The following is a 16,214-nucleotide window of genomic DNA, read 5'->3' on the forward strand; positions in this document are numbered from 1 at the left end:
ATGAACACCTTTGCGCTTTCGCCGCCTGCTCCCGCTTTTTCTATGCCCCTTCCCCTGGCCCGTGTCAAAACCGTTCTGATTCATGCAGCAGCCTGGTTGGGGTACTACACCTACGAGGTGTGCTTCCTGATAATGATGAAGGAAAGCGTGCCCAGCCCGGGAACGTCCCTGCTCACCTGGTCGCTGAACGCAGCGCTGGTGTACAGCAACGCGTTGTGGCTGTTTCCCCGCTACCTGCTCAAACGGCGTTATGCAGCCTACGCGCTGGGCCTGTTGGGAGTGATGCTGACTTTTGGCGCAATGCGCTACGGCATGCACTTCTACCTGCTGCCAAGCCTGGGCTTAAAGGTTGAGCCGCTCTACACACCCGCTTTTCAGCCATTCATAGCAGGCACCTACTACCGGGGCACCATTTTCCTGGGCTATAGCCTGCTGTATGCCTACGCCTCGCACTCCATTGGGCTGCTGCGGCGGCTGCGCGAACAGGAACACCAGCTGCGCCTGCAGGAGCGCAGCCTGCTCGAAGCCGACATCGCCTTTCTGAAAAGCCAAATCAACCCGCACTTCCTTTTCAACGCCCTCAACTTCCTCTACGCCCAGGTCTACCCCCTCTCCGAGCCCACGGCCAAGAGCGTGCTGCTGCTCTCCGACATCATGCGCTACGCCCTGCACGAGGGCAGTGAACACGGCAAGGTGGCCCTCGACAAAGAAGTGCAGCACCTGCGCAATTACCTGGCTCTAAGCAAGCTGCGCTTCGGCGACCAGCTGCAGGTACAGTTTGATACCGAGGGCAGCACCCGGTTTTTGCTGGTGTTGCCGCTGGTGCTCATCAACTTCGTCGAAAACTGCTTCAAGCACGGCGAACTGTTCGATGCCGCGCACCCGGTGCTGCTGCGCCTGGACCTGCACGAAAACCAGCTCACCTTTTTCACCCACAACCGCAAGCGCACCGGCCCCGTCGAGCACTCCACCGGCATCGGCCTGGAAAACACCCGCCGCCGCCTTGATGCCGTCTACCCCGGCCGCTACGAATTGCGCGTCATCGACGAGCCCACCGCCTATTCTACCTACCTGCACCTCACGCTCTAAGGCCGCTGGGTCGTTACCACGCTCCTTCCGCCATGCGTTTACTTGCGCTTTCGCCGCCAGCCTCCGCTCTTGCTATGCGTTTTTCTGTTGCCCGGGCTCACACCGTGCTACTTCATGTGGCGGCGTGGCTGGCCTACTACACCTACGAGGTTATTCAACTGCTGGTGATGCAGGCCCCGTTGCCGGGCCTGCGGCCTTCGCTGCTTACCTGGTCGCTGAACGCCGCGGTGGTGTACCTCAACGCCCTGTGGCTATTCCCACGCCTGTTTCTGACGCGGCGGTACCTGGCCTACGCGGGCGCCTTGGTGCTGCTGCTCGCGGCGTTTTCCCTCACACGCTATGGGCTCACGCGCTACGTGCTCACGCACCTCGAGCCGAAGGCGGCAAAAAGCCTTGCCAATATGCACCTCTACACGGTTCAAACGCTGTACCGGGGCACGTTTTTCTTGGGCTTCAGCATATGCTACGCCTATGGCCGCCACGTCGTTGGCCTGGCCAACCGCCTGCGTTTGCAGGAGCGCAGCCTGCTTGAGACCGACATCGCCTTTCTCAAAAGCCAAATCAACCCGCACTTCCTTTTCAACGCCCTCAACTTCCTCTACGCCCAGGTCTACCCCCTTTCCGAGCCCACGGCCAAGAGCGTGCTGCTGCTCTCCGACATCATGCGCTACGCCCTGCACGAGGGCGGCGAACAGGGCAAGGTCATGCTCGAAAAAGAAGTGCAGCACCTGCGCAACTACTTAGCCCTAAACAAACTCCGCTTCGGCGACCAGCTGCAGGTTGAATTCGACGTGACCGGCAGCACCGACTACCTGCTGGTTCTGCCGCTCGTGCTCCTCACCTTTGTCGAAAACTGCTTCAAGCACGGCGAGCTCTTCGATGCCGCCCACCCCGTGCGGCTGCGCCTGACCGTGCACGACAACGAGCTGGAGCTGCTCACGAGCAACCGCAAGCGCACCGGGCCCGTCGAGCACTCCACCGGCATCGGCCTGGAAAACACCCGCCGCCGACTCGACGCCGTCTATGCCAACCGCTATGAGGTGCGCGTCGTCGACGAGCCCACCACCTATTCTACCTACCTGCACCTCGCCCTGTAGGGTCGCCGGGTTAGTACCGCTCTCCTTCCACCATGCGTTTACTTGCGCTTTCGCTGCCAGCCTCCGCTCTTGCTATGCGTGTTTCTGTTGCCCGTGTTCGTACCGTGCTTGTCCACCTGGCGGTGTGGCTGGCCTACTACACCTACGAGACGCTCTTTGTGCTGATGATGCAGGCCCCGTTGCCGGGCCTGCTGGTCTCGCTGCTGACCTGGTCGATGAATGCTGCGCTGGTGTACCTCAACGCCCTGTGGCTGTTTCCGCGACTCTTTGCGCGCCAGCGCTACTTGGCCTACGCGGGCGCGCTGCTGCTGCTGCTCGCGGCGTATTGCCTCACGCGCTACGGGCTGATTCGCTATGTGCTGGTGTACCTAGAAGACAAGGAATCGCACTACGATGCTCCTTTTAAAATTCTGGCAGTACAATCGATATACCGGGCCACGTTTTTCCTGGGCTTCAGCATGGGCTATGCCTATGCCCGTCACGCCATCGGCCTGGCCAACCGCCTGCGCCGGCAGGAGCGCAGCCTGCTCGAAGCCGACATCGCCTTTCTCAAAAGCCAAATCAACCCGCACTTCCTCTTCAACGCCCTCAACTTCCTCTACGCCCAGGTCTACCCCCTCTCCGAGCCCACGGCCAAAAGCGTGCTGCTGCTCTCCGACATCATGCGCTACGCCCTCAACGAGGGCGGCGAACAGGGCAAGGTGATGCTCGACAAAGAGGTGCAGCACCTGCGCAATTACCTGGCCCTGAACCGGCTGCGCTTCGGCGACCAGCTGCAGGTCGAATTCGACGTGACCGGCAGCACCGATTACCTGCTGGTTCTGCCGCTGGTGCTCCTCACCTTTGTCGAAAACTGCTTTAAGCACGGCGAGCTGTTCGACCCGGCCCACCCCGTGCGGCTGCGCCTGACCGTGCGCGACAACGAGCTGGAGCTCCTCACGAGCAACCGCAAGCGCACGGGGCCGGTCGAGCACTCCACCGGCATCGGCCTGGAAAATACCCGCCGCCGACTCGACGCCGTCTACCCCGGCCGCTACGAACTGCGCGTCATCGACGAACCCGAAACCTATACCGTCCACCTGCACCTTTCGCTCTAGTGATTTCCTGCCTGATTGTTGACGATGAGCAAGCCGCCATCGATATTCTGCGCCAGTACGTAGAAAAAACGCCGTTCCTGACCCTGGCCGGCACCACCACCAACCCCATCGAGGCCCTGCGAATAGTGGCTACCCAGCCCGTCGATTTGGTGTTTCTCGACATCCACATGCCCCAACTGTCGGGCCTGGAGGTGCTGCCGCTGCTGCGCGGCAAGTGCCAGGTCATCTTCACCACGGCCTACAGCGAGTTTGCCGTGCCGGCCTTCGAGCTCGAAGCACTGGACTACCTGCTCAAGCCCATTGCCTTCGAGCGCTTCCTCAAGGCCAGCCAGAAGGCGCTCAAGGCCCAGGCCCCGGTGGCGCTGCCCATTACACCCGCCACCCTGCCCGACGACTACATCTTCGTGAAAGGCGACAACAAAGGTCACATGCGCAAAGTGGCCTTCAACGACATTGTGTACGTGGAGGGCTTGAAGAACTACGTGTCCATCTACACCGAGCAGGAGCGCATCGTCACGCTGCTCAACATGAAGGATTTGCAGGAGCGCCTGCCGGCCGCCCAGTTCATGCGCGTGCACAAGTCCTACATCGTGTCGCTCGACAAAATCAAAGCCCTCGACGGTAACCTGATTCTGTTTCGCGACGGCAAAGCCACCGCGCCACTTGGCGACACCTACCGCCGGGGTTTCTTCGAAGCGCTGCAGCGCCACGTGGTGGGCGGCAAAAGCGCCGAGTAGCTCCGGCGGCATCTCACCCCAAATGCCCGGTTCGTCCTTCTTTTTGCCGGGTTGGTGTAATATTCTGGCAAGCCGCCATTGCGCCGGCTAGGTTTGCTTCGGGTTCAGGCAACGGCCAAACCCACTCCCTGAAAACGGCTTTTCTCACCTTTCCTTTCTGCACCATGTCCTTCCTTTCCACTTCGCTCCGGGCCTCGCTGCTGCTGCTACTGCTAACAGGTTCCGGCCACGCGGCCCGGGCTGCCGGCCCGGCGCCGTGCACCCCCATCGTGGCCAAGGCTGCGGTGGCGGCACCGGCCGCGCCCGGCCAGCAGGAACCCGCTGCTACCCCGGCCAGCCCGCCCGCCACCGCCCCGCAGCTCACGCTGCAGCTTGGCCCGCTGCAGCTGCGCTACTTGGCCCACCTCGACCACCCCACCCTGCTCGACCACCTGCTGTTCCGCTCGCGGCTGGCCGCGCTGGCCCGGCAGGTAGCCCGCGGCAACGGCCCTCGGCTGCCCTTTTAGCGCGGGCAACCGGGCTTTGCTGACTCCTCCTTTCCTTTTCACCGCTCCACCCTCATGCGTCACCGTTCCTTTCTGCATCTTGCCACGGCCCTGCTGGGCATCGTGTTCGTTTTGTTCAGCAGCGCCTGCGCTAAAAAAGACGACGTTGCCCCGGCCCCGGCTACTACGGGCCAGCTGGCGGGCACGCTGAGCCCGGTGGGGTCGGCCAGTGCGGTTACAGCCACGGCGGCGGATGGCCGGACCCAATCGGCAGTGCCGGATGCCATCACCGGGGCGTTTGCCTTTACCGCGCTTGCCCCCGGCGCTTACCAGTTGAGGGCCACGCCGGTCGTCGGCTTCAACCAGCCCGACGCCCTGCTCCTGACGGTGACGGCTGGCACCACCACGACTGGCAACTTTCGCCTGGTTCGCGACGGACGCATTCACGGCACCATGACCTGGGAGCAAAACGGCACCACGTATTCGGCAGCTACCTTCTACGGCGATATTACGCAAAGCTTTTTCTCGCTGGAAGGCAACACGCCGTTTGACCAGGCCGGACGGAGTCAAAACGTGAATTTTGTGCTGCCCTTCGCAGTCCGCGGCAATGCGACGCCTTTCACGGGCGCGGGCACCTACCCCGTGGGCACGGCCGAGTATCCTTGGGCCGGGTGCCAGTTCTACACCCGCAACGGGCCCTTCGACCAATACACCACCGCCTACGCGGGCCGGCAGGTGGGCCAGGTTGTGGTCACGCGCTACGACTTAGTGGCCCGTGTCGCAACGGGCACCTTTAGCTACGTAACGTTCCTGAATCTCAGCAATTCCGGCACCCCTACCCCCGACCAAACCATCACCAACGGGCGCTTCGACATCACGTTCTAACTTTTCCTTTTCACATTTCCTTCTGTGGCCCAGTGCCGCCCGGCCCAGCTCTCGCTGCGGCCCGCAACTGGCCCCTACCAGCCTGCTCTACCAGCCCGCCCAACCCCGCAAAAAAGCCGCTCACTGAGCGGCTTTTTTGGCTTTGCACCCATGGGCGTTGCAGCGCCTGCGCCCGGCTGCACAACCTCAGAAATGCACCTGCTCAGCCCGACGCAGCCAGGCTTCGTCAATCGAAGCACCCAGGCCCGGCCCGGTGGGCATCTCAATCACGCCGCCCGGGCAGTAGCGAAAACCACCCACCACGGGGTCGGCGGTGAACATAAGCGGGGTATCAAAATCGCAGTGGTGGATGGCCGGGTTGCTCAGGGCCAAGTGCGCGGCGGCCGTCATGCCCAGCCGCGATTCCAGAAAGCCACCCACCTGCAGCGTGAGGCCGGCGGCCTGGCCCAGCTGCGCAATTTTCTGGGCCCGATGAAAGCCCGACGACTTGCCCAGCTTGATGTTCAGCATCTGGCAGGCCTGCAGTTGGATGAGCCGGGCGGCGTCGTGCTCATCGCCGCAGCTTTCGTCGGCCATAATAGGGATGGGCGAGGCCGCCCGCACCTGGCTCAGCTCCATGAAGTGCTGGCGCAGAATGGGCTCCTCGCAGTGCTCGATGTTGAACTCGCCCAGCGCCTGCAGCACGGCAATGGCGTTGGCGGCCGTGCGCCAGCCCTGGTTGGCATCCACGCGCAGCGGGTGCGTGGGACCAATGCCCGCCCGAATAGCCCGAATGCGAGCCACATCCTCCTCCAACGTCCCGCCCAGCTTCACCTTGATGGCCGGGAAGCCTTCCCGCTGAAACTGTTCGGCATCGGCTCGCATTTTGGCGGCCGGGCCTAGGCTCACAGTCATGTCGGTGGTGAGAATCTTGTTGTTGCTCCCGCCCAGAAACGCATACAGCGGCAGGCCCGCGTGCTGCGCCGCAATGTCGTGCAGGGCAATATCAAAGGCGCTTTTGATGCTGCAGTTGCCGTAGATGATGCGGTCCATTTCGGCGAGGTTGCCGGCCAGGTCCAGCGCGTCGCGGCCCCTCAGCGCGGGCGCGAAGTACTGGCCCACCACAAAGCAGGTATCCACGCTCTCGCCGTTGATGGTGAGGAAGGGGCTGCACTCGCCGTAGCCGATGTGGCCGTCGGCGGTGCGCAGCACCACCACGATGTTCTCCACCGCCAGCAGCGGCCCGAGGGAAATCACGAACGGCTCGCGCAGGGGCACCAGCAGCTTGTAAATACTGATGGCTTGGATGGTGGTACCGGGCATAGGCAGGAAACTCGCGGGGCAAATGAAAGCAAAAAGCCTGACCTAACCGGCTTGTCCTTACCCAAAACGGCGGTCGTTGCTCCGGTCCGACCGCCCTAGGCGGTCCGAGCGGTTGTTGGCGGAGCAAAACCGGGGGTTCTTCAACCGGTCGGACCGCTTAGGGCGGTCGGACTGGACCGGTCAAGTGCCGCCAGCAGGCAGGCAACGAGTGTTGGGTAAGGACAAGCCTAACCGGCCGGGCTTGCCTGGACCGCCGGCACTGCCTTCGGCCGTTGAGAGTAAAATCTTTAGGCGAGTTACCGGCTGCCATTCGCGCCCAGAGCAGCAGCCCGGCGAAACAGCAGCGCCGCACCAACCCACAGCACCACGAACATCACCGTCACGCCCACGGCCACCTTGGTATTCCAGCTTTCCGGTCCCGTTGCCGACCAGGGCTGCCAGATAAGCAGCGCCAGCAGCGGCACCGCTATTTGTGCCACTGCCGCTGCACCCATCGCGCGGGCCATGCCCACCGGCCGGAACCGCGCCAGCAGTGCCCCAATTAGCGCAACGGCCAGCACGCCGGCATAGAGCAGGTTGGCCGGGTTACCCTCGCTGCCAATGAGGCCCACGGCAGCATTTATCCAGATGAGGAGAAAGCCCGCCGCCAGTGCCATGCCCACCGCCAACCGGTAGGTAGTAGTTTCGCCCCTGCTGGCTACCAGTTGGTACACCAGTCCGGTGTCACACACTATCCAATCTTCGGTGTCCCGGTGCTGCGTTAAGCCCACGGCTTCGAATTCATCGCGATGCATCAAGCTAAAAGTGACTCCAAGCTGCTTGAGCACCGCATTAATGGCCCCATAATCGGGACCTGCCAGGAGCTGTCGTTCTCCTCCGCTCCACAGAACGGCAGCTTACTCCCCGTCGCCGCCGAAATATTCAGCTTCGATGTACCCCACCATCTGGGTTCCAATCAATGCCACTACCTGAGTTTCCAGGAAAGTTGTAAAAAAATAAAACGGCGCCAGCTCTTCGCCTTGACTGGAATTGTTTAGGGCATCAAATAGCTCATCCGTCAGTGGAATCAGACCGAAGCCCTGTTGAAGCGGAATAAGATGTGCATGCGGTGACGCCTCGGTCAACGGTTTCAGTGCTGGCGGGCGGCCCACAAATGCTCGCAGCGTGTAACCCATAGGATGTATAGTTAAGGATGTTCAACAGGTTTGTGTATCAGGCTAATTCAGCCCCTGGCTACCCTGGGCTACTGCAGCCGGTAGTGCAGCCCGAGCGCGGCACTGCCTCCCGGCGCGAGCGGAAAGTAGAAGTTACTGGGGTGTTGCAGGTTCACGTTCAGCAGCAGGTCGGCGGCCACTTCCAGCCGGGAACCCAGCTGCACGCGACCGCCCAGGCCCAGGTCGAGGTAGCCATTTACGCCCCGGCTATCGGTTACGAAGCGCGGTTCGGTTTGGAGGTGGCCGCTGCGTTGGCGCAGGTTAAAGTAGCTCACGTGCAAGCCCGCCAACCCCTCAAGGCGAAAGCGGCGCGGCTGGGTGACATAATCCCAGCGGAGCAGTACGGGCAGCGTCAGCAGGCTGGTAACGTACTCGGCCTGCGGGTAGTAGTTGAATTGCCCCGACGGCGCTTCGGCCGGGGTACTGCCCCGGCCATAGCTCAGGCCCGCCTGCACCGCCAGCTGTGGGCTCAGTTGATAGCCGCCGTAGCCGCCCACCGTAGTTGTTGGCGCCCCAAAGCCCATCCCCTGCCCAACAATGTATACCTGGTGGTTCGCACTTACCTGCCCACCAACATACCACTTGGGCGTAGCACCCGGCGCAACATCCTGCGCGTGGGTAATGAAGCTGGTCAACATCAGGCTCAGGGCAATGCCAGCGCCAGGCAACCCCGCTATCAAAGTTTTCATGTAAAAGGGAGGAAAGTGGATAGGCAAAGCTAAGTCAGCTGTGAGTCAGCAAGCTATTTCTTCGCGTGTTTTCGACATTCTACAAATACTCATTGGCTAAATATCTGCACAGTAGGCAAGCTTCTCCAATAATCTCTATCCAAATTGTGCGCTGTGCTAACTGCAGGAGTTTCGCGTCCTGTCGGCCTCGCTTTAACATTTGGCAAAGTCCATCAAGCCACCACCGACGCCCGCAAGTACGCCGACTACGTGGTGACTGACACGCCCGCACCGGCCGCGCCGCCCGTGCCGGGCAAGGCGTAGCAGCCGGGTGGGTTGGAACGAAACAGGGCACCCCGTGGGGTGCCCTGTTGTGGTTTTGGCAAAGAGAATTGATACTGTTGCTTCTAGTGCAACGAGTAAGAATCACTTCATAAAAGAAACAACTCCATCGTGCCTTATTGATAGTACCCAGCTTAAACTTTCATCAAACAAATCAATGTCATCAGATACTGGAAACCATATATCATCGAAAAATTTATCTAGTGCAGCGATGGCTATTTTATCGATTCTTTCAAATTGACACCAATTGATATAAACGTTCGGCATGGGGTTGACGCCAAGACTTGTCAAAATATGCAACAGCTTAAGTTCTTCGCCATTTACTTCACTGCATACAGACTGCATAGCAGCCAATTCAACTTCTAATCGGAAGGAATTTACCCCATATTTTGAAGCTAAACTGGTTCGTATTCTCCCACATCCTTCATAGGTTAAGGTTTCATACGGTGGAAACCTATTGCTGTGCTCACGCTCAAAAAGGGCAATTTTAAAATCATCCATAGCAGAGTATTGCGGTTATTTCCGAGCAAGCTTTTAGCAAGTAGCAGCGTAAAACATTATGTCGCTGCTACTCGCTTATTTAAACCGCAGGCGCAACCGGAGCCCCCGCCCCCCCAGCACCACGCGCACCTCGCCGAAGCCGACGGGCACCACCAGGCCGGGCACCACCAGGCCGGGCAGCACCCGGCCCCGTTTCCTGCGCTGCTGCTGACACGGCGGCGGCTGGGGTGTGCCGAAGATAGGCGGCGGCATCGGCAAGGCCCTTTACGCCACCCCCGACGCCCGCAAGTACGCCGACTACGTGGCCGCGCCGCCCGTGGCGGGCTAGGCGTAGCGGCGGGATGGGTTGGAACGAAACAGGGCACCCCGTCGGGTGCCCCGTTGTGGTTTACGGGTTTTTCGGAGCGGCACTGCGGCTGGCGCGCGTCACGTGACGCGCGCCAGCCGGGAGGGTTCCGGTGTGTGCGGTTTCGGTGAGGTGCCAGCGCCGCATCAGGTATTTTAAACACCTAAGCAGTTAGGGTGTTGCCCCAAACCTTGCGGACGCTTCAAGCGGAGCCCGTGCTTCTGCCGTATGATTTAATTGCCTATGCCTATCCCCCTGAAATTCTCGGCCGCCAACGGCCCGACTTTTTATGCCACCCTGCGCCAGCGCGTGGACGCCCACTTCCAGGCCCGGCAGTTTTCGCGCCACGCCAACGGGGCCATGTGGGCCAAAACGGTCTTCTTCCTGGCGAGTTTCGTTGTGCTCTATGGCCTCATCCTGCTGGGGCCCTTTGGTGCGGGCACCCGGCTGGTGCTGGCCTGCCTGCTGGGCGCTTGCAACGCCTTCATTGGGTTCAACGTTTGCCACGACGCCATGCACGGCGCTTTTTCGGCCAACAAGCGGGTGAACCGGGTGTTTAGCCTGCTCTTCAACCTGGTGGGGGCCAACCCCTACGTGTGGACCCTCACCCACAACGTGGTGCACCACACCTACACCAATATTCCCGGGCACGACGAGGACATTGAGGTAGCCCCGGGCCTGATTCGGCTGTCGCCCGAGGAGCCCTGGCGGCCCTGGCAGCGCTACCAGCACCTCTACGCCTTCCCGCTCTACGGGCTGGCCTCCCTCTCCTGGGTTTTCCGCAAGGACTACGTAAAGTTCTTCCAACCCAAAATCGGGGAGCACGTGACCCGCCACCCGCGCCGGGAATACTTCAACCTGTTTTTCTATAAGGCGCTGTACTACCTGCTCTTCATTGCGGTGCCCCTGGGGGTGTTGCCGCTGCCCTGGGGCCAGGTGCTACTCGGCTTTCTGGTGCTGCACCTGGTGGAGGGCGTGGTGATGGGTCTGGTCTTTCAGCTGGCGCACGTGGTGGAGGGCACGGCCTTCCCGGAGGCCGATGCCAGCGGCACGATGCAGGAAGTGTGGGCCGTGCACCAGCTGCAAACCACGGCCAATTTCGCGCCCCGCAGCGCCATGGCCAGCTTCTTCTGCGGCGGGCTCAACCGCCAAATCGAACACCACCTGTTTCCCCGCATCTGCCATATTCACTACCCCGCCCTGGCCCCCATCGTGCGGCAAACGGCGCACGAGTTTGGGTTGCCCTACCTGGAAAACCCCACCTTTGGGGCCGCCCTGCGCTCGCACTACTGCATGCTGCGGCGCCTGGGCCGGCCGCAGCCGGTGGCTCCCCCGGCCCGCGCACTGGCCCAACCGTGATTGTTAAACCCGTTTCTAAAGAGGCGTCGGTTACGGCGGCTGGGCTCGCTACGCTACCACCGACGCCCGCAAGTATGAGCACTACTTGGTGACCGACGCGCCCGTGCCGGGCAAGGCGTAGCAGCCGGGTGGGGTGGAACGAAACAGGGCACCCCGTGGGGTGCCCTGTTTTGGTTTTGGGTTGGTCATTCAACCCTGTTATATTGGGGAATTTGCGAGCTATTAATGGCGAGTTGTTGTTACTTTTCCGGATTTATATTCTACTACTTCAGTTAGATGCAAACCTCCATTCCTATCTGGATAAAAGGTTTTTCGAATGGAATCTGCAAACACAAACCCGCGAATTTTTCTAGGGCCGAAATATCGTTCTTTAAATTGAAGATTCTTACTTGTGATTAAATAGGAGCCTTTGCTCAACACAGTATCAGCACGCAAGGAAAGTAGCGTAGCGCTGCACAGTGTCTTGCGGGAATTGGCTTGGGTGACAACAAAATAGGTGTTGTATGCATCATCGTCATGGGCGTATTGCTTTTGTAAAGCAATGTCATAATGGTAATTCCCAATCGCGAAATTTCTAATAGGCTTTTCTTTCCATATAAAGCAAGAAAATAACAGCACCACAAAAGCAAATAGCATAAAGGATGTTTTCATAACAAATAAGTTAACAGCGGTGAAATCTTTTCCTCTTCTTAAGCAGCCGGTTTAGCAGAAGCGCCTTCCCCCGCCGGCACCACGCGCACCCGCACCTCGCCGAAGCCGACGGGCACCACCAAGCCGGGCAGCACCCGCCCCGTTTCCAGCGCTGCTGCTGACACGGTGGCGGCTGGGTGAGGCCGAAGATAGGCGGCGGCATCGGCCAGGCTCGCTACGCCCCCCCGACGCCGGATAACCCACCGGCAGCATACGGCCCGACCCCACCGCGCCGCGGCGCACCCGGCGGCTTCAGCAGCTACCCGGCGGCCCCAGCTTCGGGGTGCGGCTGCGCGACACCTTAAAACCCGCGCCAATCCCGCTAAACGCTCAAAAAGACCTTGGGCTGAGCGTTTAATCAGGTGGGCTGAGCGTTTAATCAGGTGGGCGAAGTGTTTAATCGGGTGGGCGAACCGGGCGGATGGATGGGCGGAGCGTTTCGGAGGATGGGCGGAGGGATTGGGCCGGTGAGCGGAGCGTTTAGCCGTTCGGGCTGCTCGAGTAGGGGGCTGGGCGGAGCGGGTGGCGGAGAATGCAGAACGTTTCGCTACCTTGGACGCACCTCCGGCTGCGGTTGGGGCTAATTGTCTATCCCAGTACCCCTTTCCTCCTTTTACTGATGCGCCAAACGCAACCTGTTTCCCTCTACAACATGGCCCAGAGCGAGCTGATTAAGGTCAGCTTCGACAAGCACGGCTACCTCGTGCGCGATGCCGCCGAGCTGGCCCCGCGCGGCGTGGATGCCAAGCGCATTGCCGCCTTCGATACCCTGCGGCAGGCCTACGAAGCCCTGCCCACCGACATCGAGCTGGATGCCGCCAAGCAGAACGCCACCGATGCCAAAGAAACCGTGAAAACCCGCGCCATCACGGAGCTGCAAGCCCTGATGGGCATTGTGGGCACGGTGCACGACGTGCGCTCGGCGAGCTACAAGATGTTTGGGAGCGCCGGCCTGGCCGGCGGCCCCGAGGCCGACCTCTACGTGGGCTTGCTGCGGGTGGTGCGCGTGGGCCGCGCCCACCTGGCGGAGTACGCCAAAGCCGGCCTCACGGCCGCCATGCTGGACACGCTGGCCGCCGCCGCTGCGGAGTTTCTGGGCCTGCTGGGCCAGCAGCAGGACGCCGAAGCCGCCCGGGGCCGCGCCGCCGATATCCGCATCCTGGCCGGCAACGCCCTCTACACCGAGCTCATCGACCTCTGCGGCATCGGCAAGGCCCTCTACGCCACGACAGATGCCCGCAAGTACGCCGACTACGTGGTGACCGACACGCCCCCGCCGGCCGCGCCGACCGTGGCAGGCCAGGCGTAGCGGCCGGGTGGGTTGGGACGAAACAGGGCACCCTGTGGGGTGCCCTGTTTTGGGGCTTGGTTACGTAAGTATATGGTTTTGCACTTGTGATGACAAAGCAAATATCAGGCATTATGAATCACTTGCTCATCCAGCCGCTTAGCATCAATTCCCTTTTGTAAATGCCCTACCGTTAACTCTTTTTTGGTTTTCTTCACTTTGAATAAGCTTAGAAAACCCAACCCTTCTCCGTCGAAATAGTCAGCCGCCATGAAGTGGCTTACATCTACATGAAAATTCCTGGAATATGCAATCAGGAATTCCACAGCATCATCGCCGTACACGCCGAGGTCGCGTTGCATTCCGGTGCTAGCTACTATTTCTTCAGAGACATGCATGGCACACTCATGCCGAATAAAATCAGTCAATTCTGTTGATACAGGAGTGTCCATAAAATTTGATAGATGAATTAAGAAACTTAAGTGGTCGGAGCAACAGCCTCGGCCGCCCCCGCCGGCACCACGCGCACCTCGCCGAAGCCGACGGGCACCACCAGGCCAGGCAGCACCAAACCCGTCTCTAGCGCTTCTTCTGAAACTTCGACGGGTTGGCCGTCGGTGGTTACTTCGATGGCGCCGGCCACGCCGTGCAGCACCACGCGGTAGGTGGCGTAGCTGGGCGCGTAGTCGCCTTCGATGGCCTGGGTGAGCACGAGGCCCGTGGGCGAGCCGGTGACGGTGAAGCGCCGCACGGTTTGGTGGCCTTCGCGGTAGGCGTAGCCTTCGCCGCCGTCGTCGTAGTGCACGGTTTCGGCGGTGCCGTTTTTGTAGTACACGTGCAGGGTGAGCTGCTCGATGGCTTTTTCGCCCACGTATTGCAGCACCGGCTGCATGGTGACGACCGCGCCGGCCCGAACGAAGAGTGGAATGCGGGTGAGGTCGGCCGCCGCCCACACCTCGCTGCCGCCGGCCTGGGGCGCGTCGGTCCAGTAGTAGAACCAGTCGCCGCGGGGCAGGTACATCCAGCGGCCCTCGGCCCCGGGCTGGGTGATGGGGCACACGAGCAGGTTGTCGCCGACGCCGAACTCGGCCATGCGCAGGTAGGTCTCGGTGTCGTTCTGGTCGAGGAAGGTGAGCGGGCGCAGCATGGGCGTGCCCTTGGTGGTGTACTGCCAGAAGGCGGTGTACATATAGGGCAGCAGGCGGTAGCGCAACTCGATGAAGTGGCGGGCCAAATCGGTCACCGAATCGCCGAAGCTCCAGGGCTCCTGGTCGCCGTGGTCACCGGAGCTGTGGGTGCGGAAGAACGGGTGGAAGGCTCCCAGCGCAATCCAGCGGGCGTACAGCTCGCCGGTGGGGGTATCGATGAAGCCGCCGATGTCGGAACCGATGAAGCTGAAGCCCGAAATGCTCAGGCGCTGGCACTGGATGTTGGCCAGCCAGAGGTGCTCCCAGCTGGCAATGTTGTCGCCGGTCCAGCCCGAGGAATAGCGCTGGCCGCCGCTGTAGGTGCTGCGCGTAATGGTAAACGGCCGGTTGGGGTAGCTGAAGCGCTTCACGCCGTCGTTGGTGGCGCGGGCCATCTGCATGCCGTAGATGTTGTGGGCCTTCGAGTGCGAGGCCCACTGGCCGTCGTAGTGGAAGCGCACATCGGGCGGGAAGGTGCCTTTTTCGAACACTGCTGGCTCGTTCATGTCGTTCCATACCCCGCGTACGCCCACGTCCTGGATGAGCTCCTGAAACAGGCCGGCCCACCACTCGCGCACGTCGGGGTTGGTGTAGTCGGGGAAATTGCAGAGGCCGGGCCACACCGAGCCCTTCATCAGCGGGCCGTCGGCACGGCGGCAGAAGTAGTCGTTGGCCACGCCCTCTTTGTATACCGAATACTCGGGGTCAATCTTGATGCCCGGGTCGATGATGACGATGGTTTTGAAGCCGTCGGCAGCCAGTTCCTGCACCATGCGTTTGGGCTCGGGGAAGTGCTGCTTGCTCCAGGTGAAGCAGCGGTAGCCTTCCATGTAGTCGATATCCAGGTAAATGGCATCGCAGGGAATCTTGCGGTCGCGCAGCCCGCTGGCAATTTCCTTCACGTTGCGCTCCGGGAAGTAGCTCCACTTGCACTGGTGGTAGCCCAGCGTCCAGAGCGGCGGCAGCTCGGGTGGGCAGGTGAGCAGGGTGTACTCCTCGGTTACCTCCAGCAGCGTGGGGCCGTAGATGAAGTAGTAGTTCAGCTCGCCGCCCTGGGCCCAGAAGCTGGTGACGTCGGCCCGCTCGGCGGCGAAGTCGAAGCAGGCTTTGAAGGTGTTATCGAAGAAAATGCCGTGGGCAATTTTCTGGTGCAGCACGTGGTAGAACGGGATGTTCTTGTACAACGGGTCGGAGCCCTTCACGTAGCCGTAGGTATCGGAGCCCCAGTTGGTGTAGCGCTTGCCGCGCAGGTTCATGTTGTCGGGCTTGTCGCCGAGGCCGTAGTAGTGCACGCCGGGCGGCACCTGCTTGCTCATCTTCACGATGTCGTTGCCGGTGTCGTAGTCGTACTCCCAGTGGAAGCCCTTTTCGTCGTCGCTCAGGATGGTACCGGAGCGGTCGAGCACGCGGGCCTTCAGGTTTTCCTTCTGAATGATGCAGATGAGGCGGGCCGTCGTCAGGCGGTAGTGGTCGGGCTTTTCGCGGAATTCCACCTGGGCCGGGGCCATGCGCGACAAGGCATCGGCGGGCACGGCGTAAGAAAAGTCGGGCGAGAGCGGGCCGTCGGTGAGGTAGCGGAAGCGCAGAATCTTATCGTTGAGCACGTGCAGCAGCAGGCGCACGCCGTTCTGGCAATTGAAGAGGAAGCGGTGGTTGTCGAGCTCGTCGGCCCGGATGATTTCGCCGGGATAATGTTCCTGGTGGCTTTTGGCCGCCAGGTCGTTCACCATGTAGTTGTTTTCCTGAATAGAGGTATCCATAAAGTCGTTTCTAAGCAAAGGGCAACCCGGGCAACGAATCAACCAAAATCCAGTTAGCCGGGCCGGTTGCGGTCGGGTTAAGTTCGCAAGTTACTTTTTTATGAAACCTCCGGAAAGGAATTTTCGGCGAGATGTGGCCTGTAGGCCGTAGCATTGGGGAAGTTTTG

19 protein-coding genes are annotated in these 16,214 nt (G+C 60.9%); 9 read left to right on the forward strand and 10 right to left on the reverse strand.

Annotation, left to right across the window (positions count from 1 at the left end; genetic code table 11):
• Window positions 1-42 precede the first annotated feature (42 nt).
• The 6 genes from ABD837_RS09495 (at window position 43) to ABD837_RS09520 (ending at window position 5,390) form a co-directional block, all read left to right on the forward strand.
• Window positions 43-1,089, forward strand: a complete 1,047-nt coding sequence (locus ABD837_RS09495) for a sensor histidine kinase (RefSeq protein WP_345053365.1) — start codon at window positions 43-45, stop codon at window positions 1,087-1,089.
• Between the two features lie 74 nt (window positions 1,090-1,163).
• The gene (locus tag ABD837_RS09500; protein WP_345053367.1) at window positions 1,164-2,186 is read left to right on the forward strand and encodes a sensor histidine kinase; all 1,023 of its coding nucleotides are present in this window, start codon (window positions 1,164-1,166) and stop codon (window positions 2,184-2,186) included.
• 74 nt (window positions 2,187-2,260) lie between these two features.
• Window positions 2,261-3,283 (forward strand): sensor histidine kinase, encoded by a 1,023-nt coding sequence (locus tag ABD837_RS09505; RefSeq protein WP_345053370.1) that lies wholly within the window; start codon window positions 2,261-2,263, stop codon window positions 3,281-3,283.
• A complete protein-coding gene (locus ABD837_RS09510) occupies window positions 3,283-4,020 on the forward strand; it encodes a LytR/AlgR family response regulator transcription factor (protein ID WP_345053373.1) in 738 nt (245 codons plus the stop codon). Before ABD837_RS09505 ends, ABD837_RS09510 begins: the two co-directional genes overlap by 1 nt.
• 164 nt (window positions 4,021-4,184) lie before the next feature.
• A complete protein-coding gene (locus tag ABD837_RS09515) occupies window positions 4,185-4,526 on the forward strand; it encodes a hypothetical protein (protein ID WP_345053374.1) in 342 nt (113 codons plus the stop codon).
• Window positions 4,527-4,580: 54 nt separating this feature from the next.
• Window positions 4,581-5,390, forward strand: coding sequence for a hypothetical protein (locus ABD837_RS09520; protein WP_345053375.1), 810 nt, complete (start codon window positions 4,581-4,583; stop codon window positions 5,388-5,390).
• Between the two features lie 186 nt (window positions 5,391-5,576).
• Here the strand turns inward: ABD837_RS09520 and ABD837_RS09525 are convergent, their stop codons facing one another.
• From ABD837_RS09525 to ABD837_RS09540, 4 genes are all read right to left on the reverse strand, one after another.
• A complete protein-coding gene (locus ABD837_RS09525; protein ID WP_345053377.1) occupies window positions 5,577-6,692 on the reverse strand; it encodes a mandelate racemase/muconate lactonizing enzyme family protein in 1,116 nt (371 codons plus the stop codon).
• Window positions 6,693-6,988: 296 nt separating this feature from the next.
• Window positions 6,989-7,486: a hypothetical protein gene (locus ABD837_RS09530; RefSeq protein WP_345053380.1), complete on the reverse strand. Its 498-nt coding sequence runs from the start codon at window positions 7,484-7,486 to the stop codon at window positions 6,989-6,991.
• Window positions 7,487-7,588: 102 nt separating this feature from the next.
• Window positions 7,589-7,867: a hypothetical protein gene (locus tag ABD837_RS09535; RefSeq protein ID WP_345053382.1), complete on the reverse strand. Its 279-nt coding sequence runs from the start codon at window positions 7,865-7,867 to the stop codon at window positions 7,589-7,591.
• A gap of 68 nt (window positions 7,868-7,935) precedes the next feature.
• Entirely contained in the window at window positions 7,936-8,595 is a 660-nt protein-coding gene (locus tag ABD837_RS09540) for an outer membrane beta-barrel protein (RefSeq protein ID WP_345053384.1), read from the reverse strand.
• A 153-nt stretch (window positions 8,596-8,748) separates the two neighbouring features.
• Between ABD837_RS09540 and ABD837_RS09545 the strand changes: the two genes are divergently transcribed.
• A complete protein-coding gene (locus ABD837_RS09545) occupies window positions 8,749-8,898 on the forward strand; it encodes a hypothetical protein (RefSeq protein WP_345053387.1) in 150 nt (49 codons plus the stop codon).
• Window positions 8,899-9,000: 102 nt separating this feature from the next.
• On the opposite strand, the gene ABD837_RS09550 is transcribed toward ABD837_RS09545, so the two are convergent.
• Complete coding sequence (locus ABD837_RS09550; RefSeq protein WP_345053389.1) at window positions 9,001-9,417, reverse strand: hypothetical protein; 417 nt, start codon at window positions 9,415-9,417, stop codon at window positions 9,001-9,003.
• 75 nt (window positions 9,418-9,492) lie between these two features.
• A complete protein-coding gene (locus ABD837_RS09555) occupies window positions 9,493-9,669 on the reverse strand; it encodes a hypothetical protein (RefSeq protein WP_345053391.1) in 177 nt (58 codons plus the stop codon).
• Between the two features lie 337 nt (window positions 9,670-10,006).
• Between ABD837_RS09555 and ABD837_RS09560 the strand changes: the two genes are divergently transcribed.
• The gene (locus ABD837_RS09560) at window positions 10,007-11,122 is read left to right on the forward strand and encodes a fatty acid desaturase family protein (RefSeq protein WP_345053394.1); all 1,116 of its coding nucleotides are present in this window, start codon (window positions 10,007-10,009) and stop codon (window positions 11,120-11,122) included.
• Window positions 11,123-11,344: 222 nt separating this feature from the next.
• Here ABD837_RS09560 and ABD837_RS09565 read toward each other — a convergent pair whose 3' ends face one another.
• Window positions 11,345-11,773, reverse strand: a complete 429-nt coding sequence (locus tag ABD837_RS09565) for a hypothetical protein (RefSeq protein ID WP_345053396.1) — start codon at window positions 11,771-11,773, stop codon at window positions 11,345-11,347.
• 38 nt (window positions 11,774-11,811) lie between these two features.
• Window positions 11,812-11,937, reverse strand: a complete 126-nt coding sequence (locus ABD837_RS09570) for a hypothetical protein (protein ID WP_345053398.1) — start codon at window positions 11,935-11,937, stop codon at window positions 11,812-11,814.
• 494 nt (window positions 11,938-12,431) lie between these two features.
• On the opposite strand from ABD837_RS09570, the gene ABD837_RS09575 reads away from it, so the two are divergent.
• Window positions 12,432-13,121 carry a hypothetical protein gene (locus ABD837_RS09575; RefSeq protein WP_345053401.1) on the forward strand — a complete coding sequence of 230 codons (690 nt, stop codon included), beginning with the start codon at window positions 12,432-12,434 and terminating at the stop codon, window positions 13,119-13,121.
• Window positions 13,122-13,225: 104 nt separating this feature from the next.
• On the opposite strand, the gene ABD837_RS09580 is transcribed toward ABD837_RS09575, so the two are convergent.
• Together ABD837_RS09580 and ABD837_RS09585 are read right to left on the reverse strand one after the other, a co-directional pair.
• Window positions 13,226-13,552, reverse strand: a complete 327-nt coding sequence (locus tag ABD837_RS09580) for a DUF1493 family protein (protein ID WP_345053404.1) — start codon at window positions 13,550-13,552, stop codon at window positions 13,226-13,228.
• A gap of 26 nt (window positions 13,553-13,578) precedes the next feature.
• Window positions 13,579-16,047, reverse strand: a complete 2,469-nt coding sequence (locus ABD837_RS09585) for a glycoside hydrolase family 31 protein (protein WP_345053406.1) — start codon at window positions 16,045-16,047, stop codon at window positions 13,579-13,581.
• Window positions 16,048-16,214: the final 167 nt, after the last annotated feature.

The organism is Hymenobacter glaciei (genome assembly GCF_039539585.1).
Taxonomy (GTDB): Bacteria; Bacteroidota; Bacteroidia; order Cytophagales; family Hymenobacteraceae; genus Hymenobacter; species Hymenobacter glaciei.